At 45.6% G+C, this 22,244-nt stretch carries 23 protein-coding genes and 1 pseudogene; 3 read left to right on the forward strand and 21 right to left on the reverse strand.

The genetic code is table 11. The features are described from left to right. The 21 genes and pseudogenes from AB6E85_RS21455 to AB6E85_RS21555 all read right to left on the reverse strand — a co-directional run. Positions 1 to 216, reverse strand: a pseudogene (locus AB6E85_RS21455) (hypothetical protein); the annotation flags it as partial. 87 nt (positions 217 to 303) lie between these two features. Next, positions 304 to 3,105, reverse strand: coding sequence for a conjugal transfer protein TraG N-terminal domain-containing protein (locus AB6E85_RS21460; RefSeq protein ID WP_372144174.1), 2,802 nt, complete (start codon positions 3,103 to 3,105; stop codon positions 304 to 306). Further along, complete coding sequence (locus tag AB6E85_RS21465; protein ID WP_372144176.1) at positions 3,105 to 4,493, reverse strand: conjugal transfer protein TraH; 1,389 nt, start codon at positions 4,491 to 4,493, stop codon at positions 3,105 to 3,107. The genes AB6E85_RS21460 and AB6E85_RS21465 overlap by 1 nt, the downstream gene beginning before the upstream one ends. Beyond that, on the reverse strand, positions 4,490 to 4,903 hold the full coding sequence (gene trbB / locus AB6E85_RS21470) for a type-F conjugative transfer system pilin assembly thiol-disulfide isomerase TrbB (protein WP_372144178.1): 414 nt from the start codon (positions 4,901 to 4,903) through the stop codon (positions 4,490 to 4,492). The genes AB6E85_RS21465 and trbB overlap by 4 nt, the downstream gene beginning before the upstream one ends. Before the next feature lie 149 nt (positions 4,904 to 5,052). Continuing rightward, complete coding sequence (locus AB6E85_RS21475) at positions 5,053 to 5,544, reverse strand: hypothetical protein (protein ID WP_372144180.1); 492 nt, start codon at positions 5,542 to 5,544, stop codon at positions 5,053 to 5,055. Between the two features lie 510 nt (positions 5,545 to 6,054). Beyond that, positions 6,055 to 6,834 (reverse strand): type-F conjugative transfer system pilin assembly protein TraF, encoded by a 780-nt coding sequence (traF, locus tag AB6E85_RS21480; RefSeq protein WP_372144182.1) that lies wholly within the window; start codon positions 6,832 to 6,834, stop codon positions 6,055 to 6,057. Between the two features lie 7 nt (positions 6,835 to 6,841). Beyond that, a complete protein-coding gene (gene traN / locus AB6E85_RS21485; protein WP_372144184.1) occupies positions 6,842 to 8,632 on the reverse strand; it encodes a type-F conjugative transfer system mating-pair stabilization protein TraN in 1,791 nt (596 codons plus the stop codon). Then, positions 8,629 to 9,399, reverse strand: coding sequence for a type-F conjugative transfer system pilin assembly protein TrbC (trbC, locus tag AB6E85_RS21490; RefSeq protein WP_372144186.1), 771 nt, complete (start codon positions 9,397 to 9,399; stop codon positions 8,629 to 8,631). The genes traN and trbC overlap by 4 nt, the downstream gene beginning before the upstream one ends. 97 nt (positions 9,400 to 9,496) lie before the next feature. Next, entirely contained in the window at positions 9,497 to 9,739 is a 243-nt protein-coding gene (locus tag AB6E85_RS21495) for a hypothetical protein (protein WP_372144188.1), read from the reverse strand. Then, positions 9,736 to 10,101 (reverse strand): hypothetical protein, encoded by a 366-nt coding sequence (locus tag AB6E85_RS21500; protein ID WP_372144190.1) that lies wholly within the window; start codon positions 10,099 to 10,101, stop codon positions 9,736 to 9,738. Before AB6E85_RS21500 ends, AB6E85_RS21495 begins: the two co-directional genes overlap by 4 nt. 13 nt (positions 10,102 to 10,114) lie before the next feature. After that, a complete protein-coding gene (gene traU / locus AB6E85_RS21505; RefSeq protein WP_372144238.1) occupies positions 10,115 to 11,098 on the reverse strand; it encodes a conjugal transfer pilus assembly protein TraU in 984 nt (327 codons plus the stop codon). Between the two features lie 23 nt (positions 11,099 to 11,121). Further along, on the reverse strand, positions 11,122 to 11,790 hold the full coding sequence (gene traW, locus AB6E85_RS21510) for a type-F conjugative transfer system protein TraW (protein WP_372144192.1): 669 nt from the start codon (positions 11,788 to 11,790) through the stop codon (positions 11,122 to 11,124). After that, complete coding sequence (gene trbI / locus AB6E85_RS21515; protein ID WP_372144194.1) at positions 11,787 to 12,143, reverse strand: type-F conjugative transfer system protein TrbI; 357 nt, start codon at positions 12,141 to 12,143, stop codon at positions 11,787 to 11,789. The genes traW and trbI overlap by 4 nt, the downstream gene beginning before the upstream one ends. After that, positions 12,140 to 14,716 (reverse strand): type IV secretion system protein TraC, encoded by a 2,577-nt coding sequence (traC, locus tag AB6E85_RS21520; protein ID WP_372144196.1) that lies wholly within the window; start codon positions 14,714 to 14,716, stop codon positions 12,140 to 12,142. The genes trbI and traC overlap by 4 nt, the downstream gene beginning before the upstream one ends. A 1-nt stretch (position 14,717) precedes the next feature. After that, positions 14,718 to 15,110 carry a type IV conjugative transfer system lipoprotein TraV gene (traV, locus tag AB6E85_RS21525; RefSeq protein WP_372144198.1) on the reverse strand — a complete coding sequence of 131 codons (393 nt, stop codon included), beginning with the start codon at positions 15,108 to 15,110 and terminating at the stop codon, positions 14,718 to 14,720. 9 nt (positions 15,111 to 15,119) lie between these two features. Continuing rightward, entirely contained in the window at positions 15,120 to 16,601 is a 1,482-nt protein-coding gene (locus AB6E85_RS21530) for a TrbI/VirB10 family protein (protein ID WP_372144200.1), read from the reverse strand. Continuing rightward, positions 16,591 to 17,337, reverse strand: coding sequence for a type-F conjugative transfer system secretin TraK (gene traK / locus AB6E85_RS21535; protein ID WP_372144202.1), 747 nt, complete (start codon positions 17,335 to 17,337; stop codon positions 16,591 to 16,593). The genes AB6E85_RS21530 and traK overlap by 11 nt, the downstream gene beginning before the upstream one ends. Further along, complete coding sequence (gene traE, locus AB6E85_RS21540) at positions 17,330 to 17,902, reverse strand: type IV conjugative transfer system protein TraE (protein ID WP_372144204.1); 573 nt, start codon at positions 17,900 to 17,902, stop codon at positions 17,330 to 17,332. Before traE ends, traK begins: the two co-directional genes overlap by 8 nt. 9 nt (positions 17,903 to 17,911) lie before the next feature. Then, on the reverse strand, positions 17,912 to 18,214 hold the full coding sequence (gene traL / locus AB6E85_RS21545) for a type IV conjugative transfer system protein TraL (protein ID WP_372144206.1): 303 nt from the start codon (positions 18,212 to 18,214) through the stop codon (positions 17,912 to 17,914). Between the two features lie 20 nt (positions 18,215 to 18,234). Next, positions 18,235 to 18,540 (reverse strand): type IV conjugative transfer system pilin TraA, encoded by a 306-nt coding sequence (gene traA / locus AB6E85_RS21550; RefSeq protein WP_372144208.1) that lies wholly within the window; start codon positions 18,538 to 18,540, stop codon positions 18,235 to 18,237. A gap of 47 nt (positions 18,541 to 18,587) precedes the next feature. Further along, on the reverse strand, positions 18,588 to 18,764 hold the full coding sequence (locus tag AB6E85_RS21555; RefSeq protein ID WP_372144210.1) for a TraY domain-containing protein: 177 nt from the start codon (positions 18,762 to 18,764) through the stop codon (positions 18,588 to 18,590). A gap of 176 nt (positions 18,765 to 18,940) precedes the next feature. Here AB6E85_RS21555 and AB6E85_RS21560 point away from each other — a divergent pair, with 176 nt between their 5' ends. The 3 genes from AB6E85_RS21560 to AB6E85_RS21570 all read left to right on the forward strand — a co-directional run bounded on the left by AB6E85_RS21560 (position 18,941) and on the right by AB6E85_RS21570 (position 21,929). Further along, positions 18,941 to 19,585, forward strand: a complete 645-nt coding sequence (locus AB6E85_RS21560; RefSeq protein ID WP_372144212.1) for an XRE family transcriptional regulator — start codon at positions 18,941 to 18,943, stop codon at positions 19,583 to 19,585. A gap of 440 nt (positions 19,586 to 20,025) precedes the next feature. Further along, complete coding sequence (locus AB6E85_RS21565; protein ID WP_372144214.1) at positions 20,026 to 20,850, forward strand: hypothetical protein; 825 nt, start codon at positions 20,026 to 20,028, stop codon at positions 20,848 to 20,850. A 926-nt stretch (positions 20,851 to 21,776) separates the two neighbouring features. Then, positions 21,777 to 21,929 (forward strand): Hok/Gef family protein, encoded by a 153-nt coding sequence (locus AB6E85_RS21570; RefSeq protein WP_081324705.1) that lies wholly within the window; start codon positions 21,777 to 21,779, stop codon positions 21,927 to 21,929. Positions 21,930 to 22,244: the final 315 nt, after the last annotated feature.

The raw sequence follows: 22,244 nt of genomic DNA on the forward strand, positions 1-22,244 counted from the left end.
TTTATCAATGAAGCGAATGAAGTAAGAGAGGTTGTTGACTTTGCTCATTTGCTTTTGTCTAAAATCGGACAGGTGTTCGGAATGGTATTGTTGCTTAAACTCCACAATCAAAGCTTCCAGTTGTGGACTCTTGTTCCACGGTGGGAGTGAATTGGCCGAGACATTGAGTGAAACCACCGACATAAGTAGCGTGAGCATCAAAGATGTAATTTTCATATTAGCATTCCTTAATTAACCTTACTGCTGAATATTATAACAGTATTAAGGTTGAATTTCATTCAAATCGAGGCGAAAACTTGACCGCTATCCGTTTTTATTTGGGTTCTGAGTGGTGTAGTGGTAACCGGTGTCTGGTTGTGTGCTCCCTGCGCTTTCTTGGCGTGTTAACTGGTTATCGACTTCTTGTTTCACGTCATTGGTCGGTTGGGGTGACGCTAACGGCTCATTGGCTTGGTTTTGCATGTGTCCGCCTGCGAGCAAGGCATTGCCTCTGACGTTACGGTAGGTTGAGTTATCGTAGAGCGTGTCACTGCCTTTGAGGTTTATCATGTCAGCCGTCACTTCTTCAATTTTGCTTTGCGCCACTCCTGCCCCTTGACCGACTAACGTACTCTGCTCAGGATTGAGTGTGGGTGCATTCCCTAGGTTTTTGGGTTGATATAAGTCTTTCAAATCTTCAATGCTTGAGCTAGACGGGTTGACCCCAAAGCTGTTCTTAAAGCTGTCCGATTGGGTGTATTCATCAAATCGGCTTTTTGCATCATTGATGTCTTCTGGCAGTCTTGCGGTCATGATGCGTTGGATTTCGCCCTTGTTCATGCGAAGATCGTTTTCAAGGTAGTGTTGGAACCCGCTGATGGCGCTGCTGGTGAAGTTGGATGAATCGCTCTCCATGTGTGAGCGCATATTACTGAGGCTATCCACGGAAGAGTTGGCTTCCATCACTGAGGCGCTAAGGGCTTGAGTACGTTGGTGATTGAGAGAGAAGTCGTGGGCGTATTGCTCCATCTCACTGCGGTTTTCTTTGGTGTCGAGCGTGCGTCCCGCTCGCTGCATTTCGGTGGCTCCTTCATTGTATTGCTCACTGGCTTGCTGCATGGCTTGTTTTTGCTCAGCGGTCATATTGCTGTAAGCGTTGCGTTCTTCATTGCTCCATCTTGCCTCAACACCCCCTTGGAGAACGCCGCCGGTTAACGCGCTCGGTAGGCTTACACCACCACTCGCGGTCGCTGCACTAGCAAAAGCACGAGACTGGTCTTGTGTCCAACCCATGGTTTGAGACATGTTGTCGATGGCCGATTCCATAGTGGAACGAGACGTCGAGATTTGCCCTTCGGTTGAGAGGTTGTGGCCATCGCCATAAGATTGGTTTTTTGACCAGGCGTCATTCCATCGGTCATTGATTTGCATCCCGTTGGAATAGGCATCATTGAGGTTGTTGGTGGCCTGCTTTTGTGCCGACAGTGCTGTGGAGTATTGGTCATTGACGCTGTTTTGGATGGTGCTTGCGACACTGGCTGACCATAACGGCTTCGATTCGGTTTCTTGCGCATTGTAGGTCTGACGATTGGTATCATGATGATACGTATTGGTCATTGAACCATCGGACTGTTGTATCGACGACATGCCACTTCTCATGAGGACGTTGTCATCAAACTTGTTGGCTGACGTGTTGTTGTAACTGTGGTTTTGCATCTGCAAGTTACCAAAGTCCAAATTACCCGTCGACGCCGCCGCAGAAACCCGCGAATTGGTGCTGTTAATCATGCTCGCCATGGAGTAGTTCAAGCTCTGAATAGCGGATGCACCCCCACTCAATATTTTACCGGCCAGTAACGGAATGCTCATCATAAGAAATCCGGTCATCCACGCGAAACGTTCATGCAATTCACTGAGTGCTTCATCGTTTCTTAATGACAGACCGTTATATAAGTTGGCCGTTTCTATCGATTGCGCTTCCAGTGTCCACAACATAATGGCGTTTAAGATGGCGAATAACGATGGCCAGGTGGCTAAGTAGGCAAAGGTTTTGATGTAATTACTCAATACCAATTTGGTCAGTGAGGGGATAAGAGCGGCGGCGGCCACAAAAAAGCTTAAACACGTAAAGATGAAGAACATCATGGTGTGCATCATTGGGATAAACTCCCTGGCTTGCATACCGAGTGAAGCCCACATCGACGTCTGCTGCATTTTGTTTTGAGTGTACGCGTAATTGAGAGCTTGACTGGTGGGACTGAGTGTATTGATGCTGTTACGTATGGCGTTCATTGCCATATTTTGTCGGAGGATATTGACCGCGTTGTTCGAGACATTCGCAAAGTTCTGGTAACTTTCACTGATGCCATTCTCTAAGTGTACTTTGTTAATGACGGCATTTTTACCATAAAGGTAAGTGCCGAGCAGGTTCATATCGCGGGCCGCTTCTTGGTCCATAGCGAGCTTTAACGTGGGGTAAAACTCCGCGCAAGTTTTAAAATCTCGACCTTTTAACATGACACCACGAAGTGGGCTCATGGTCGTCCCATCTAAAAATGCAAAAATATCTGGCGCTTCAAACAGTGCATTCCAGGTGTATTTTCGGTTAATTTCGATATCGTCGATGATGCAGCTTTTGAAAAAGTCGTTCCATTGTTGCCTTAACTCGATGCTTTTGATGTCCGATTGATTGGACAGTTTATAAAGCCTAGAGCCAAACAACATGCCGGTTCGGCCGTAGCGCTCGTTGTCGGTGGTGTTAAAAATAGTCTCAACCGTTTCGGTGACGCCCATCATGGTCATTGAAAAGAACCAGGTAGGGATAGCCACAATGTAAGGGACGTTATCGACTGAATAGACTCCGGTTGGTTCGGTAAGGTCAATGATTTGTACGCGACCTTTTTGACCAATCAATAGGAGAGGAACCAGAGTGAAAATCGCCGCAAAGGTATAGAGGTGCTTGGTATCGCGAGTCAGCGTGAAGTAAGTAAAGGTCGTTACCGCGCCAAACATCAGTGCGATGGCAAGTAAGGATGAAAAGCTGTCCGTAGCAAAAAAAGCCGCGACAGCATTGAGAGCGCGCATCAGCGTTGCCCCTTGCGTGTAGGTGTAATATTCAAAGTTCATTAAGCACCTCCAAAGGTGATGTTTTGCTGCGTTTTGTCGTTGAGTACATCGAAATAATCGGCGTCATTGTTTTTATGCGCCTGAATGAGTTGCTCTTGCTCAAGGATGAGCTGAATCGCCCTGTCGGAGAGGCCGTCGGTGTATCGTTTGGCACGATCGATGTCCGTAGTAATGAGGGATATGTCTTTTTGATCGATTTGAGTGTTAACCATCGACTCTTGAACCACGTTGAGCATGCCTTTCAAATAACGATTTAAGAGCTCAATCGAGATCATGCGAGAGTAAGCCGCAAAATTGGGATAGCGGTTCGCCCTCGCCGCACTTCTAAAGATGCTGAGCACCGGCGTTTCGGTGTATTCCAAAAAGGCTTGTTGAGCGGTGGTTAACGCTTGCTCGTTAAGCAGGGCGCTATAAAGCTGCTCAAGTAAGGTGCGAATTCGACTTTGTAAACCTTTTGCTTCGGTCAGTGTCAGCGTGGTTTTGGTCGGGGATAAGCATTTTTTTGCGTCCGTGTCGTCGCATTGGTAATAGTCAATGTCTCCGCCCTCTAATAAGGCTTGTACCAGGTTGTTGTTATCGGTCAGTAGGCTTGCATGGTAATTTGGCTTTCCTTGGTTATCGTAAATATAAGTTCCAGAAAGACTCATTAAAAACTCAGCCAAGGCGGTATCGCTGGCTAAGAAGGAATTTTTTAACGTGGCAGACCAAACGAGATTATGGTTAGTTTTTGTGATGTCTCCTAATGACGCATTATTCCTAGCGTTAGCCAACTGCGCATTAGATTGGCCGCCCACACCACATTCATGTTGAGCGGCGACCCAATCAGAAAAGGCGTTATTTTGAGTCCCCATGGTGGCACAAACGTGTTTTTTGGCTTGAGGGCCAGCGAAGGCGGCTAAGCCCCCGACGGCCGCTTGCGCGGTTTCACAGGAGTTAATGGATTGATTGAGCCATTTATCGGCAATGGATTGTAGGTTGTCGCGTATTTGCTTGATTTGAGGGGCCCAAGTTTGAAGGGCTAAATCCACAGCAAAAGGAACCGCATTGGCAACCACAGCTTTACCAAATTGAACCAATTGGTCGGAGTTGATGTGAGAAAAACCGCCCATGAAGGCGTCAATCCCACCGCACCCCGCATTGACCGACGGTATGGTGACGGCCGCAAGCTGCGCATTTTTAACCGAAGAGCGCACATACAAAGAGCCGCCATTATAATAGTTGGCGGATTGCCCTTTGTATGAGCTTGGGTTCGATACGTTGGTGTGGTATCCCAGACTGTTAAAAAAGGAATCCAGTGAGCCATTAACGCCGGCGGCGTGCGTCATTGGTGTCACCAAGAGCGTTATCGCCAGTGAAAGAGAAAGTGCATTAGGTTTAGGGCGTATCATCGCATCGCCTCCAAGACTTCTGAGTCGGATAAAATGCCATTGACGCTGTGCTCGAGCTGCTGGTAAGAGACATTACCCACTGATACACGGACAAACTTACGTGTGTTTACGTTGATTAAAAATGTGGCCGGAACCGTGATGCTTCTTGGGTTATCAAAAAAGAGTTGGCTGACTTCTGGCGTAGCAGGGATTGGCACAGGAAATTGACCCATGGATTTCCCATCGAGGGTAAACGCATAAGTTGGCAGTGAGTTAGCTTGCGTAAATTGCTTGAGAGTAGGTGCAAACGCGTGGCAATACGCGCAGTCACTGCGAAAGAAGAACACCATCGCGTATTGGTTGTTCATGGTTGCATGAGCCGCCTGAATAGGGGCAAGCAGCAGAGCGATAAAAGTAAAGATGTATTTCATATTAACTATCCTTTTTATAGAGTGAAGGTGTCTTATGGGAAATGAACATGATGTATTTAAAGAGAGTTTTCTGTTGATGAGCTCTCTTTTGGAATGGGCCTTGTGGGCCTTATTCTGTGTTGTTTTATGGGGCTTTTTCCGAAACAGATTCAAATAAACCACCCATAATACAGAGCCATCAACAAGAGACTTGACGCCCACATCACGGCACTCATGCGCACGATATGTATAGAAATTTGATAGCGTTTAACAATGATGAATGTCACCCAGGTCAGCGTTAATGCTGAAAGCATGAACATCACGGGATAGTAGTCAGGGAGGTAGGCTGAAAGCCCGAGTCCAATCGCAAAGACAAAAAGCCCTAACCACCCTAAGATAAAAACTTGGTGGATTTTTGCGTTTGGAGTATTCGGTTCCGCTTTTTGAGTCTGTTGCCTTATTCGGTGGATGTATTCACAAAGCGTTAAAACTTCTAACCCTCGTAACGTGAACCCGGCCAGCGTCCAAAAAACATGAGAAGACGTTAGCATTAACGAAACGAGTACGAGAAGGCAAAGTAAGCCCACTCTGACCTTAAATGTTCGATAAATAACGTCCATAAAGGAAAGGCTGGGAGAGTGAACGGTATTTTCAATCATCATGGTGTTATTCCCCTTGTTTATTGTGTGGTGTAACCACGGCTAACATGAGTAGGGCGAAACAAAGCGTGTTGATTATTTTTAAAGGTGTATGCGCCTCAATCAGAGCAAGAAGAGAGATGGCAAGAGTGAATAATAGGACGGTGAACATGATTGATGGTTGAGGTTGTCTTTTGTGCGTCCAGCGTCGAAATAGATACAACAGAGTGGAGAAGAGGGCCGCCACTACAAAATGGACGGCGTCGAATGCGGCTAATTCGTTCGTGAGTTGTATGCCACACACTGCGATAAATAGGGATAAGGCAACAAGGCATTCAATGAAAGAGATATTTGATATGATATTGTGACATTGATGTTTTAAAAGCTTCATTCTTGTGTCCTGCTTTAAAGTGAAATTCTGATTATGTTTGATGGTTTAATTGGTCCAGCTATTGTTGAACTGTATTCTCGTGATCCTGTGGGGATCGCTATTGTGTTTATTGTTTTACTCTTGCTGGGGTTGAAGGCATTTCGTTAAAAGTCCGGTGTTTGGTAGTCATTAGCAACGTTGTAAAAGCGGCCTAATAACTCGTTTTGAGAAATAAAACCGTAAGCAAGAGGTTTGAACTCGCCGGTGGTTGGGTTCACTAATAAAAGGGCGGGCGTGAACGGCACTACGACCTTTCCATCATTGTTACGGTTGTTTTTGACGGCATCGATGAATACGTCATCTTCGCTGATACCGAGCAATTCCATACTATGCGTGTCAGCAAAGGCTTGTACTGATGGTGCTAAGGTTTGGCTGAGAGCATCTTCCCCTTGATAGACAAAGAAAAAACCCCACCCTTGTGCTTTCATCTTTTCTACTGCTTCGCCTTTAGCGTGACGCTCCTGGGCGTAATAAGTGCTACGAGCCGCTTGTTCTACGGGTCTGTCTTTGATGTAAGAGTATTCAGGGTGTTCGAGTAACAGCTTTTTATGCGTCATGCCGGTTTGCGCTGTTTTTGTCTCGATGAAGTGCTTTAACTTCATGACCTTCAAATATTTCTCTTCATCGGTTGGGTTAATCGTGGAATCGTTCACCGCCTCTTTAAAGGCTTGATGAAACCACTCCATCTGCTCTGTGGCAGAGAGTGTTCTGGTTGGTGAAATAGTGGCTGAGCTGTTTTGAAGGGGGACTCGTTGCGGCTTTTTAACCGGTTGTGCTTTTGGCTCGTTGTACCATTTCCACCCTGCATGAGGCTCATTGGTTGCCGCGCTTTGACTGTATGGCAAGCTCAATAAAAGGGTGAGAACTAAGGCATTCGTTTTCATCGTGACTTCACCCCTGTGTCAATGCGCTTTCAAGGCGGTCTTTGATTTCATCAGTATTGGGTAACTCCATATCTGCGTGCATGTCTTCATAGAAATCACTGAAATCGATGTGCTCAAAATTGATGCTTTGTAATTGCTCGGGTGTAAGAGGATCGCATATCGGATTTTTCGCTGAACCAAAGCTGCTGCCTAATTGGTTCTTATTGCCTTGCTCTTGAATGATGCGGGCCATTTTGCTGTCATACACGCAGTAGGTTTTCTTTTGGCGAGTACAGGCGCCGAACACTTTATTGGCACAATAAGAGCCAAGGGCAATCGTGAGTTTCTTTTCTTTGGCTTGACCGAGCGCTTTTTCATCTTCATCACATTGGGTTACCCCAATATCGGTTCCCCACCCTCCGTCTTTGCAGCAGTCTGCAAACCCAAAGAGTCCATCGGTACACTTCATGGCGTTGCCTTTAAACATGGTCGGTGGATCACCTAAATCGTCGGCGGCCGCGTTAAGAGCGGCGAGTGCGGCGGCGGACTCGTCAAATTCGGTATTGTGTTTTGGCATTTCGCCATAGCAATCCCCATCAAGACAGAAGGAGACCTCACCGCAAATGAGGTTAGTGGTACTGCAAGTTTGCTCAGGACAAGACTTATTAAATTCCTTTTCAACGCAAACCCCATTTTGCATAAGGCTGCATGCACTTGAGGTCGTCGTACAATCTGTAGGTAAAGAAGCGCAAGAATCGGTTAAATCACATTGATGGTCGATTTTATACTTCCAACAACTCAGGTAAGTGCTAACACCATTAAGGACTCGAGTTCCCGCCCCTTCCACGCAGGTGCGGCCGGTTTGTCGACATTCAGGCAGTAATGTTGAGCAACTAGACTGCCATTTAATGACGTTTTCTCTAGCTTTGTAATGAATAGTGAATGTGCCATTAAATAAGCCGTAGTCGTTGAGAATATCAATAGTGATATTTCTTGAGGTTCCAATACCTGTCGCTTGATAAAAAGGTGAGTATTTTTTTAAACAGAGATAACGGAAACCACCGGATAAACAACTATTTCGTTCTGCGGTTGTTGTGTTAAAGCCACTGGTGTAAGGCTTTGTATGTATAACAATATTGTTTAGCCGAAATCGAACACCATTATTAATGGCGGGGAGACAGCTCAATCCTTGGCACGTTAACACTCCCGGGAAACTAACTCCTGTCACCTCTGTAACGCCTGTAGGGAGGGAATAATGAACAGGTGTGAAGCCATTATAATGAAATGAAACACTTCCGGTTTTGATGTTTTGTTCTGACACGTAAGGAGTCTCATAACAAGCAACGATGTTATTCGTAGGAGCCTTACAACTTCTTGGCTTATTCTCGATGTTGCATTGAGTACCACTGTCACAATCGACATATTCGTTAGAAATGCCATAGGTAATGTCATAAGCATGCTCTTGGCCAAGTAAGGCAAATTCAAACGCTGCATCATTGGTGATACTTGGTCGGCCTTTGTCAAAGCCGTCCTGAATCGCATTGGCGTTTTCATTTGAATAAAACTCACCGGTTTTTTGACTGTCAATCGACGCGTCATTTAAGGACTTTTGAGGGGGATTATTGACTTGATTTACACACTGAGCGTCGGCGCATAAATCTTCAATGGCCAACTTCCCGCTGGCCTGGTTTGGGATACTTTGCTGCGCACTTTGAGCCCAACCAAGGTGGTTATTATATTGTTGCTCTTGAGTCGCGGCTTGTACGCTCTGCCCCCAAATTAGGAGCACCAAAAAGGTGTGACGAAAAGAAAACATCATTGTGGCCCTCGCATTAACAAAGCCTTCACCACGTCTTTTGCATCGCCTTCTTGTAAAAAACGAAGGGCATCATTCAAAGACACGTTACCTTTAACTCGATCGTAATCTGTTTCAGTGCAAGGTTGTTTAGGAAGACATTTACCTGGTTTAACGACAACAAAGGTGGGGACTTCCGTCACATTGAACGTTCTAAACCATTCCGGTGAAATGGCAAACCCACTTTGAATCGGCGTCTTACCTGGCTCTTGGATGAGCGATTGGATTTTTTTTGCTGTGGCCGCAAAGCCTTGAGGTAGCACACCACGGATCACCAAGGGGACTTGATAAGCTTCACTTTGTTTCAGTAATGCCTTTAATGCTGGCTTCGGCATGGTGAGAGAAACAAACACCATCACACCTGTTGGGGCCGCATTAGGATTCTCTGTTGGCTGTGGAATATCAACTGCCCCTTTAAGAAAACGGGGATCAAGTTTTTCTTGCCAGTACGCGGCATCGGCGCGTATTTGCTCTTGAAACTGAATGCTTTTCGCTTGTTGAGTTTGGATAGCCTGTTGAGATGCAGAGTCTATCCCTTGCTCTTTTGCATTAAACTCTAGGTTGGATAAGGATTTTAATTCTTCTGGTGTGTAACCTATTGAAGCTAAAGAAGGGTTACTTAAAAATAGCAGGAGCAGTCCCCAAACTTTTGTCATGATTTTTTCTCCTTCTTTGGCTTTGTCACGATGCATTGCAGAATTGTTTAAAAGTAAGTTTTTTGGTTTTTTCATGGCGTTAACCCTCATTAATCCTCCACTCTTCGAGTGGTGCTCCTTTTCGTTCAACAAGGGCTTCGCCCGTTATCGCAACGAAAAGCGAGCTTAAGTTTTATATTTCAGAGCTGCCGACCCACTGATCACCTAAATAAGCGTCTACGCCACAAAAAGCCCACTCGGACTGCGCAAGCTCATTGGTTTGACACAGTGATTCATGAGTCCAGCCTGATAGAGGGGCGTCTCTTGTCGCCAGCAGTTGACCGTCCATAGAAATGAGGCATAAAGTGTTCGTTTTTACGGCGGTGAGGAAATCTGGCTCATGTCCGTTTAAGCGGCCGGTAATGAATGTGATCATGATTTTTCTTCCTGTTCATGCTCTTTTTTGGGGGAGTGCGTTGCCTGGTTACTTTGGGTTAACCCGCTGATGAACACCAAGAGAGATAGCATCATGACAATATTGAAGGTGATGCCTGAGGGCCAAATTCGTCTCATTAATTCTCCTAACGCAAGCAGTGCAATAAGCGTGATGAGCTTTGATGATAAGGTTACGTGCGACTCCATGGTTGAGTTCCAAGCAAGGAGCCCAAAACAAATGAGTGAGGTGAAAAGCCAATAGCCCCAAGCGGCCGGAGTCAGTTGTACGGTGGCGTACTCCGTCGTTAAGGTGAATAAAAACATGGCGACGATGGCACAGATGGCTTGATGTAGTCGTGTCATAGTTGAACCTTTTTTATAAAAATACGCAGTTACGTTTGCGCCATTGCACAAAGCCAAAATTATCCCCGGTCGTTGGGTTGTCATGTCCCATTTCCCAGATAGCGGTTGTTGTGGTGTAGGGGTGACACCACCCGGCGTCAGGGATAGGAGCACTCATCTGATAGCGGTAACGAGATTTTGGAAGAATGGGTGTTGGGTATTGATAACAAATGGCGCCGTCTTCCCCGCTTGTTTCCCAAACAATGCCTTGACGATGCAGCTTGTAGTTCAATCGCTCCATGATCAGTGTTCCGGCCTGTATCGGAGTGTCGCGATAATTGGTGGTCCCGGTGAGTGGGTAAGCGCTGCCTTGTGAGCCTAAACACCAAAAAAGCGCATCGAAGGGTAAGGCGTGATTGGTGGTGGTCGCGATAGCCTCGGGAATACACGCAAGCTGAGCGATGGGGTTACCAAACAAAATCGCTTCGGGGTTTAAGATGAAGGAGAGTTCATCATCGTCCCACAGTGGATCAATTTCGGTTAAATACGCCACGTCAAACACGTCGGTGGCCATACATGCTGTGGATTGGATGAGTTGCAACCAATAAATGATCGGGTACTTATACCAATGCGCATGATAAAAACCGCCGTCACTGCTGTCATTGTCACGCGCAGTGGTTCGCCCCCCAATGCGCTGCATGTTGGCTCCGCCAAGCTCTAGTCCCATGTTCACCATGCAATACGGCACACGCGTGACGTCCGTTAATGCGTAGGGCTCCCAATAACCAATGTTTAACCCGATTTGCACAAAAATAGGCGGGGGTTTCGGGCAATAAGAGATGGGCATCGAAGGGTTCGAAGTGTCCGGGTAGCTCGATGGGATTAAGGGCACTGAGCCAACGGTCATCGGAAACATACAGCTCCAACAAATATCACTAATGGGGTTGATGAATCGGGCCGAGCATGCGGCTGACGCGGCATTTACTTGGGTGCTGATGGTGAGGCTTAAAAAGATCATGCTGAATAAGGAGAAAAGGCGACTCATGGTTGGCTCTCCGGTTGAATGTGACTGACGTCAAACTCAGTGACTTTCCAATGAATGCCTGACTGCTCGACCAAACTTGGGACATGTTTAAGGTGAAGCCTTGTGGTTAAACTGCCTTGTTGATCAAAATAGATGCGGGAGTCTAAGGCTTTGGCCACTTGATTTGGGCTGCCGCCCGTTAACACCCATTTGATGGGCTTGGATGCGGTGAGATTTTTTGCCCAGGCGAGTTGCTGAGCATCTTGAGCATCAAAGAACGCGAGAGCTGTTCGGTATTCAAACTGTGGGTATTGAGCGCCGTTTGGCCACGTCTTGGGATCGAATGGGTTGATGGTTGTGCCGGCTTTCGCAAATATTTTCCCTGTGGTTGGGTCGACCAAGTCTTGAGGCAGTGTCAGGCTAGGGTCGACATGAAACACCTTCGGAGCCAGTGTGGTTGGAAGGTTGACAGGTGTTGGGGTTTCAACACTTTGTTTTACGCGCTCGGAGAACTCGTGTTTCATATCGTCGAGTTGCCCCGAAGCTTCAAACCCTTTGAGACGGTTTTCAATCCAGATCAGCATGTCTATTTCGCCAATCGGAAAGGTGGGGCCGATACGACCTAATTCTTTGGCCTGGGCCATGAAGCAGAGGCTTAATCCCACTAGGATGAGTGTGATTTTCATTGGTTCCCTCCGCGTTCTTGATAATGCTGGATGATCGCTTGTTGGATTTGAGGGGTAATGTCGACGGTGCCATCGACGACCGCCGCACTGATGAGTACAACGACGTTGTGCTCCTTTTGATATTGGCTGACTTCGTTGTTCATGATGTCAACGAATTGGGTCAATCGCTGCGTTTGGGCCTCTAGGCTGATCTCCTTGGTAATGAGGCTTTGGTGGTAGGCGTCAATCGTGCTTTTGACGTCAAAACTCACGAGTGTTTGGGTGTGCGCTGAGCTCAATATGAAAAAAGTGCCTACCGACGTTAAGACGGACAAGCTGAGGGTCAGTATCATGAATGGAATGAAGCGTATCATGCTGGTTTTCCTTCTCTTTTTGCTTTAAGGGCCGCTTCGAATGTTTTTATTTCCTTACCGTAGAAGTGTTCGGTAGTGAGTTCTATTGCGTCCATTAACGGCATGCCTTCATTGGTGAGCTTTTCACAAAACTCATATTCATGAGGCTCTGTACTCAAACAGGCACGTGAGAACGGGTCGGAAAAAATGCGGTGATAAGAGACGTGTCCCCCTGCTTTGATGCGTATGCAGCTGTATCCCGCTTCACTGGCACGAGGAAAGCTTTTAATGACGCTCTGTTCGATAGCGCTGAATGCTTCTGGATGATCGGCGAGGAACTTATCAAACCCTTCCCCTTGTCTTAGCGTCATGTGAATGTCTGAGTTGTCGTAACTGGCTTTGGCTTCGGCGTTGGCAAAAAAGTCGATGATGCCTTGCGTCACGGTCGTGAACGAGCCTCCAAATTTACGTGCCGTTCGATAACCGGTGTTAATGAACATTTTGGCTTGAGCGTTTGCTCCGCTGAGTAAGCTCCAGGCTTCTTCAATGATGCACATCTTTTCTGTAGAGCGAGAGCCCGATAAATACATCTGCTGATTAATTGATACGATGAGTGCAAAAATAACAGGGCGTAATACGTCTTCATTGAAGCCATCGAGTTCAAGCGTGGTGATGTCCGTTTTAGGATCGAGCATGGAAGGTTTATTAAACGTATCGCCATAAATGCCGGTCGTGCAGTATTTATTCAGTTGAACGCCGATGTCTTTGATGCGTCGATCGTTATCGTACTCCTGGGCCATCTCAAACAACGCTTGTTGTACATCATCAACCAAGGTTTCGGTTTTTTTGCGATCCCAAGCTTTCACAATGGCATCACCCAATATGGCCAATTGATAATTGTCCAATTCTTGGTAGGGGGAGGCGATGGTGGCAAACAGCGCGGTGATGTTGCTGAGCGCTTCTTTCATTGGATCGACGGTTTCGCCTTCCTCATCGGCAAAGGCTTGCGCTTGTGTAAACTGTCCTAAGTGAGTGAAGGGGTTGAGGAAGATGGTTTTGTGATCGAGATAAGCACCTCCTAACATTAGAGTGAGTTTTTTATAACTGGCGCCTTTATCGATGATCCACACCTTTCCACCCTTGGCATACACAGCTTTCGCCAGGTTTTCGACAAAGAAGCTTTTACCGGCCCCTGAGCCGCCGGTGAGGGCAATGTTTTTGTTATCACTGCCGCAATTAAAGGGGTCAAAAAAGGAGATTTGACCACGCATGGTTGGTAACAGTAAGCCGCCACTTAAGGTTTTAAAGTCGAGTACCATAGGAAAGAAATTGACGGCGTTCGAGCTTTTTAAAGTACGGACACGGCCGGCAACCAGGCAGTCTTTCCAAAAACCTTCACTCATCATGAAGGGGAGAGCGCATAAGAAGCTTTGGGCTTGCAACATGTGTTGTGGGATTAAATCGAGACTGGTTGCGGAAAAAGCCTCTTTCGCGGCTTGTGTGTCGCGTCGACGATTGTCTTCGTCAGTAAAAAGAGTTAAACCGAGTACCATAGAGGTTAAGGTAAACTCTTTATCACTGAGTCCTTTTTGGATTTGCTTTCTTTCTTCCAGTTCATCAGCAGCGGTTGGCATGATAAGGGCCAGTTTAGAACCAACTGTTTTAGTCAAATCATTGATTTTTTTGTTGTTGTCATGTTCAACCTTGCCATTCACCTCTTGCCTGAAATTCAAGGTTAATAGGTGAGGGCAGGTTAGATGACGGGCAATGTTACGAATGGACGCGAAACACTCCGGCAAGGCATAAAGTCGATAATCGGCGGGTAAGCGGGAAAGCCCCAGTCCGACTATCTGTGTGTGGGTATCTCGGCCTATCTGATTGGTGTATCGGGTATGGATGAAACTGCGATTGACCATGAGCTCGGTGTCGGGTGACAACACTTGCTGATTGATGGGATCGAAGGGGTTGTAATCACGCCCGATAGGGCGGTCCTGTTGACGGTCGAAATTGGTGATGTCACCGACGTAGGTAATGAACAGCTCGGGTGTCATTCGAACGGTTTGAATGCCGAGTTGATGAAGCGTCGTTTCGATCGACTCTCTGATTTCAACCAGGGCTTCATCGTCTTTGGTGCTGGTTGAAATGAAGAAATAAGCCTCATAATCTCGCAAGTCAAAGTGATGACGTTGCCTGTGAAAAAAGCCTTCTGTGGCGGCAAACTGTGCATACTCGCTCTCTTGCAGGGCAAGCCTTTCACAAATTCCCCCTCGACGAGCTAAGATTTCAGCATTGGCCTCAATGTAATGCGCGACTTTGTTATGGCCAAACAAGCTGAGTTGATAATCCCATTTATCCCCTTGGGGAAACTCACAAATGAGTTTGTTTAATGAATGGATCAGCTCATCGTTCGCCCCGCCAAGGACGGCTAATTTAAACCCTATACCATGAGAGCGTGTGTTTTGGAACACGCCTTGCTCACTGTCAAAGGTGCGATAAGGCAACTCACTGTGAAAGTGATTCTGGTGCTTTTTGGCGTCTTGAAAAAAAGCGCCTAGCGTGCCTTTTTTCCAACGGTCTGTTGTGCTTGAAAACATATCAATCCCTCCAAATCGAAGGCGCAGGACGTCCGGTCCAACGGCTGTCATCGAGGATGATGTAAATGTCAGTGGTATCGACGTAGTTCCCTTGTGTGTCGACAAACGGGAAGATGGTGACTTTTTTAACCACGTCATCTGTGCGTGATGGTGTGCCGTGTCGGTCCCTTCTTGGTAAATCCAGGAAACTGCTTGGGTGTGTTAAAGCGCCGGTGAAGCTGCCTGTTGTTTCTGAGCTTTGTGGGGCACTATAACGATGGAGGTTATTGCGTACTTCGTCCATAGATGTGCACCCTGGGACCCCGCCGACTTGTGTACAACTGTAGTCTTCCCCTAAACCGGCGGCGCAGCCTGATAACAAAAGTGACAGTGTAATTAAGATGGTGTTTTTCATGGCCTTTTCCTATTTTGAACCGAATGGAGTAGGAGGCGTCTCAATGCCCTGTTGTGTCAGGTCATTGGCCAGCGGATTGAGTGGCGTATTGGTAATGATGTCTAAAATTTGATTTGAGTTGGCTGAGGGCATGGCTTGTTCGGCGAGCTGTTGTTCGTACTCTTCAGCTTTTAATGGATCTAATGGAAAACCATCAAGAAACACGATATTGACGACGGCCCCTGGGTTAATTTCGACGATAGGGTGATACATTTCAGCGAGTTTGATGTAGTAATCGGCCAGCTTGCTTCCCACGCTCGAGGTGGCATTGCCAAGTAAGTTAACCAGAGCATCTTCACTGTTGAGGCTTTGTGTTGAGCCCAATGCGGATGTTGAGGTAGTTTGAGACAGAGCTTGTCCGGTTTCACCTAGCCCCGTTAAAATGCCTGCGATACCGGCCATTTGGACAATTTTCCCATTTTTTAAAATGGTAGTGCCACGGATGCCATTGCGACCAAAATTAAAGGCGGTGCCTTTGACGGGCAGATCTAAAATTTCATTGCTGTCCAAAATGCAGCTCATGCGATCAGTGCGTACAATGCCCCGGCTCGATGAAATTTCACCGTAGACGGAGGCGGTGATCGTACAATCGTTGAGGTGTGAGGGTTTGCCGTTCGGTAACACCCCTGAGTTCACGGTCTGAAACACAACCGGTGTTGTGTCACCTTGGCCTAGCACACCGGCGTTAGCGTCTGCGCCGCCGGTTACAACAGCTGTCACAAACGTGCCTGTTGGTACGTAGTTTTCAGTGGTTTTTCGTTCACGCTCGTCTTCCGACTCTTCCCAAAAAAAATCGTGACTGTCAAAGACGTCTTTCGCAAACACCGCTTGCTCAGGCCCGTTGTATTGCATCTCTTCGATATTGGGGTTGTTGTCAGAATAGGGGGTTGGCCTTGGTGGTAAGTTTCTCGCCCCAAAGGTGACCGGAGTATTGACCGTTGTCGGGTGTTGAGGGTTGAGCGCTGCTTGAGACATGCCTGGCAGTGGCTGTGACTCGAGCTCTTTGATGCGGTCTTTTAAACGCGCCTCTGTCTGCTGACTTTCTTTACGGACTTGTTGCTCGACCAATCGCTTTGTCTCAATCTTGGCTTTTTCAATTTTGCTTTCGGTCTCTTTGGACAATGCGCTTAATTGAGATATCGCGTCCTCCAGTCTTTTCTCTAAACTGGATAACGAGTTTTGTTGTAAAGAGAGGGCGGATTGGTTGTCTTTTTCGGTAAAGTCCGGTTCGACAATCGTCCCAAATTCCGCAGGTGGTGCCGCTTGATGTGCCTGGTTACTTGTGTCCGGTCTCGTTGCTTGATAGATGGCAAAAGCCGCAAGTGCAAGCAAAACCGCTGAGATGATGGTGATGTTCTTATTGCGGGTTTGGGTTTGTTCGTTGACCTCTCCCCCTTCTTCGAACCCTCCTTGAGCATCACGGAAGAGTGCTTTTTTTAATTTACTTAACATCGTTCGCACCTCCACCGGTCACGACGTATAGGTGTGTCGATTCTTGAGGCTTAAGGTCGAACTTATCGAGGGCGGCACTTCTTGCGGCATAGCTGTAAAATTGTGCGGTGGTGAGGGTGACAGGTTGGCTCGACGGGTTGGTGACTTTGTAAATGATGCCGGAGTAGTCTTTCCCTACAAAGATGACTTGGGGGATCACAGGTAATGCGCTGGTGTCTTTAGGTAATGTCTTAGGGTCGACGAGGTGAACACTAAAGCCTGCTATGGGTTGCTTGGAATGTTGCCACTGCATCATGGATTTACTGAATGCAGCGATGGCGGTTGGATAATCAAAATTGCGCTGGAATACAGACTTCTCATCGGCATAGCGTTGAGAGGGGACAAACTCGGTGACAATGGCAGGCGTTGCCTTTGGGGTGATGAATAGCGCAAACAGTCGACCTTTTGTGGTGGTGACGTGCGCGGTAAACGGTAAGGCGATGTTGATTTTGAGTGACACTGAGCCTGTTTTGTCTTTTTGGTTGCCTGTCGTGGTACAAAACCCTCGCGGGCAGACGATGTTTGAGATCTTATCGGACTTCACTCTCAATCGGTTAATGTTGATCGAAGAGAGTTGGATAGGAATGGTATCGCCGTCGTTAAAGGTGAACGTGGCTTTGGGTACATTGTCTTTGCTGGCTAAGGCTGGCTGAGCCATGAAAAGTGCAGAAAGGAGAAGTATGAATAACTTAATCATTGGGTTGTTCCTCTTTCATGATGCCATGCAGCTCTAGTAAACCGTTGTCGTACGCCATCTGTACGATGTAGGTCACCTCTTCGGCGGGTAAGGTTCTGTCGCCTACCGTTTTGATGAGTTGGCCTTTTTGTTTTATTTGCATGGAATCAAGGGAGACGTGCGTTTGACCTGGAAGCGGGTCAAAGCGGCTGCTGATGTTGCTTTTTTGAATGTGAGTGGCGTCAGTGATGAGGAGTGGTTGAATACCTGCCCACTGCTCGGGCGGGACATAGTCGAGCAAGCGCCCGTATTGACGAGAGACATTCACAGGGGTGACATTGAGTTTAAGGAAAAGAAAGTACTCTCCCATCATTTGTAAGTAGGGTGCGTCGACTTGTTCCGAAGAGAGGGTGAAAGCTTGTGAAACGGTCGGTGGTAAGAAGGTTCGTTCTTGATGGTTCATGGTTCGATTGAGGGCTAAACCTAAAACGATGCTGACGATGGCCAAGACCATAAAGCCGACCAGTAAAAGCACATTTAATAATTTGCTGAGGGCAATTAAGTTTTTTTCGTGACTCAATTCCATATTCTTTCCTTAAAATAGCCAGTAGCGTTTTTGTGAAGGGGGAGTGCGTTTAAAAATCTGTTGGTTCACATGGCGACTCCCCCACCAGTAGCTGGCAAGAGCGATGATGTTTTCTCCGTATTGGACTTTGATGGAGCGCAATCCTAAGAACCACGCAATGGCAAATGCCAATCCTATTGCTTGATGTTTTGCCAGGAAGAACAGCAAAAAAAGTAGCAATGCGGGTAGCACTTCATCTCTAGGTAGGCCCATCATGCGCTTGCCATGGTTGAGGTGTTTAGGGATAGAGTAAAAAAGGGGTTCGTTGTTCATGCGCATCATCTCTCTTTGGTTTAAGCGAGTCCGACCATTGGTTTCACGACTTCCCAGAAAATCATCCCACCAGTAAAGCCTCCAACCGCACCAAGCCAGTTACGACTCATAAAGCCTCCGGCAGCGGCCCCAATCGCTCCGGCGCCTAAGATGGCATTTTCGACGGCAGAGTCATCACCAGCGGTGTCTTTGATGGTGGTTTTTCCGGCGGCAAACAGATCCACGGCGAGTGCGGGCTGAGTGATAAGAAGGAGGATGGATGAGAGAGTGATAGCGGTGATGACATTGGCTCTCCACCTTGGAGAGATATTGAGTTTGTTTTGCATAATGTTTCCTTTTGAGATCCACAATGTAGATCGATAGACACGAAAAATTACGCTTTGGGTTCATCGATAGGTTTTTCCCATCGTTCCCCAAAGCGCTCGAGATGGTCAGCAAGTCTTTTAGCGGCTTCCTGACGTTTCGTTCTTCCACTCTGTTTTTTGGAGCGTTCAAGCATTTTGTTGTGTTCTTCGTCGAGCACGATATTGACGGATGTACCTGCTTTCATAATCAACCATCTAATTTGTAGCTATTAAGCTACAGGTTACATAATTATTGGTTATAATAAATAAACAAAAGTTTATTTCAAGTGCAATTTAACCCTTTTGTTTATTTATCTGACGTACATAAGGTTTTGCTCTATGAGGGATAATGGAAGGAACTTAAAAAATTTAATTGAATAAAATGCAAACAATTGCGGATAGGATTAAGACCTTAAGATTAGAAGCTAAGCTCACTCAAAAAGAGTTAGGTAAAAAAATCGGTGTAACTCCAGTGACAATATCTAAATGGGAGTTGGACACAGCTCAACCTAAATCACATAGTTTATTAAAGCTATGTAAAACTTTTAATGTTGATATTGAATGGTTAACTTATGGTCGAACTGAAAATGTTAGTTTTGGCATTAAACATATGGATCAAGATGATTTATTAAAAGTGCCGTATTTCGAAAAGATAGAGGCAGCAGCTGGAGATGGTTGTTTTATTTCATCTGAATATGCGGACCTTGAATTAATTATGCCTAGAAGCTTTTTTAATACAAAAGTTAGTAGCAGTTTAGTTAGTTTGAGAATCTTAGGGGACAGTATGGAACCTGAGTTTAGAAGTGGTTCAATTATTTGTGTTGACACTCAAAATACCATGCCAGTTGATGGTAAAACATATGTTATCAACCATGAAGGTATGTTGAGGGTTAAGTTTATAGAAAACACACCTAAAGGTCTTTTGTTACGCAGCTTTAACTCAAATTATAAAGACGTATTAGTAGATGATAATGAAGAGTTCTTTATTATTGGGTTAGTAATCCTACAACTTTCTTTTTACCAATAAATTTTTATATAGTTTAATGGAAAAGCTAGCGTTTTATCACTGTTAAAGCTAAAATGGCTTTAGTTTTCGGAGTAAAAGTGCATTACATAGCACGCTACTACATAGTTTTCTATGTAGTGTATTTTTCGAGAATCAGAATGTGTTAGACTCTCAATCTAACTACATAGCATTTGCAAGAAGCCGTTCGCCCGCTCGTGAACGGCTTTTTTGTATCTAAAATTTATGAGTTTGATCTTTCAGCAAATCTTGTGTAGATTGTTGGTTCATTGTTTGACGTGAGAAACCAAACAACCTTAAAATCGAGCGGAATCTAAAGATGAATCAATTACAATTTCCGTGCCTTAGGTACGACTTATCCCAGCACTCTTTCAGTTCAAGCCTTCATTTTTTCAGTGCGACGATTCCACTGTCTCTGTGCTTGAGTTCTGTTGGGGTGTGTCATGCAATTATCTGAGCAAAATCCCCCACTAACTAAATCTCAATACGACAAAGAGTATCGTGCGAAACGTAAAGCTCGTAAGCATGAGCTTATCGCGCTTCATCATGATATTGTCAACCGGGAACAGGAAACCAACTCTAACTTTTGCTTTGGGTTTTCTAAACGCCGTTTACTACGTTCTGGTGAGTGGGTTGATCTTCCCCATGAATACGCTTTTATCTTAAAGGGCTGTGAAGAGTTCATTGATAACCCTCAACGTTTCCCTGGTTTGTTTGCTTGGGGTGGCGCTGCAATTAATAATATCCAATGCCGAACATTAATCGCCAAAGGGCTAGCATGTATCTTGACTAATGCGGACCTTATTGGGGGGCGAGTTGGTCAACCGACTGAGGCTGGCTTGAAGCCCATTAGTTACGACCAGTTACAAGAAGATTACGCTTTGCGTTTTGGGGAGTTTATTTCACCTAAATCTTTTGCCAAAGTGATTCGATACTTACAAAGGGCTTCTTACCTGGCGACTGAACGTATTAATGTCTGTGTGGATGCTGAAGAGGGAACAGTACGAAGTGCAGCTTCCTATAAACAATTCTCAGCGACTTTCTTTAAAGACTTAAAGGTTGTGAGCTACAGTAATATTTGTGAGCTTATTATTGCTTCTCGTAAACGTATGGAGCAAAAAGGTTTACGCTTCGAATGGCTGAACTTTCGAACAATTGCTTCTGGTATCCAAGAAATCTTTAATGCGACGAAACTCAACAAAACAGCCTCTTTTGTTTCAAGCCTATTTACTGTTACCCCAAAAGCCGTACAGCTTTCCCCTCATTAAACAACTGAATGTATCCGCTTAACGGCGGAGGCTTACTCACGCCTGCTCTATAGATATTCATCAAATTAACAGCAAAATCAATGACAATCTACGATTTTACAGTCCTATTCTGTTGTTCTTAACCAAGGAAAAGTGGGTTGAGTCGATAAATTTCGTTCTTTTGTAAAAGGTAGTGCAATAAGTTACTGATAGAAGATAGGCAAAAAATGCGGGTGTAAACACTACTGCGCTTATGAGTACTTCGTAGTTATATAAATATATAAATTAATATATAGATGAATATTAGAGATTAAGGTTCATGCTGGCTGCTATATGCTTGCATGTAGAGTCAGTATGAAGCCGACAAAGCGAAGCGACGTCAGCTTATCACCCACGTCAAATTGATCGATCTAACTTAAAAGCTCAAAGTACCTCCCATCAAAAGCATTCAATATCAACAAACCAGGAATGTACAAAGAAAGCTTTTGACGGGCCCCACAGCCAGCATGAAGTAAGCAGATATTATAAATTTTATAAAGTGGCTGGCTGCGCTGAAACTTTCTTTTGTCATTCGACAGGAAACAACTTCACATTACGCATAGCTTAGTGGAACCATACAAAAATGATCATCGTTAATTCAAACTCTTCATACTACGTCTTTCGCTTCGCGAGGCCTAGCAATGGGGTGCGGTCAAATTTAACTCATTTGTTACTAATTAAGAGGCGTTTAATGAAGCGGATGAGTAGTTACTACAGGATTAACAAAGCGTTACTGAGTCATGATATACTGCTTGCGGGTGCTCTTGGCTGTTTGTCATGAGCAATCATTGAAACATTTTTGTTTATGGCAGATAGACAAAAGCCCCGTTAGTTAATAATAACCAACGAGGCCTCAATCATGTATCGACAACTTGATTATAGCCTCTTCAACGACGGAGGCAAGCAAAATGCCAAAAAGTAAAACCGCCCTAATGGGATTAACGGTCGTCTGTATGACGATATTGTGTTCGCTTTGGATTGTACGAGATTCACTCTGTGAATTTCGTTATGAAGATAAGAACGTAAACTTTCTAGCTACGCTTGCCTACGAAGTGAAGTAATGGCTGGACAGGAAGGGGCTGACGCCCCTTCCTGATTCAGTGTGTGATTCATGCCAAGGTGCACCCAAATCTTTTCCCTCATAGAGACACGCTTATTATTTTACCGCATCCTATTTTTCGCGGCGTGTTATTTACATTATGTTAAGGGAAAAATCCCAAGGCACACTTAGCGTTTGAAATATCAGGCGACGAAACGCTATACTTACCTGAGGTCCATAAGTTAAAACACACGACATTGCTTACTCCTGAGTGCCCAATGTCGTGTGTTTTTTCTAGGATTTAGAGTGTGTTAGAGGTGGTACTCTGACTATATAG

The organism is Vibrio sp. 10N.247.311.51 (genome assembly GCF_041467855.1).
Classification (GTDB): Bacteria; Pseudomonadota; Gammaproteobacteria; order Enterobacterales; family Vibrionaceae; genus Vibrio; species Vibrio coralliirubri.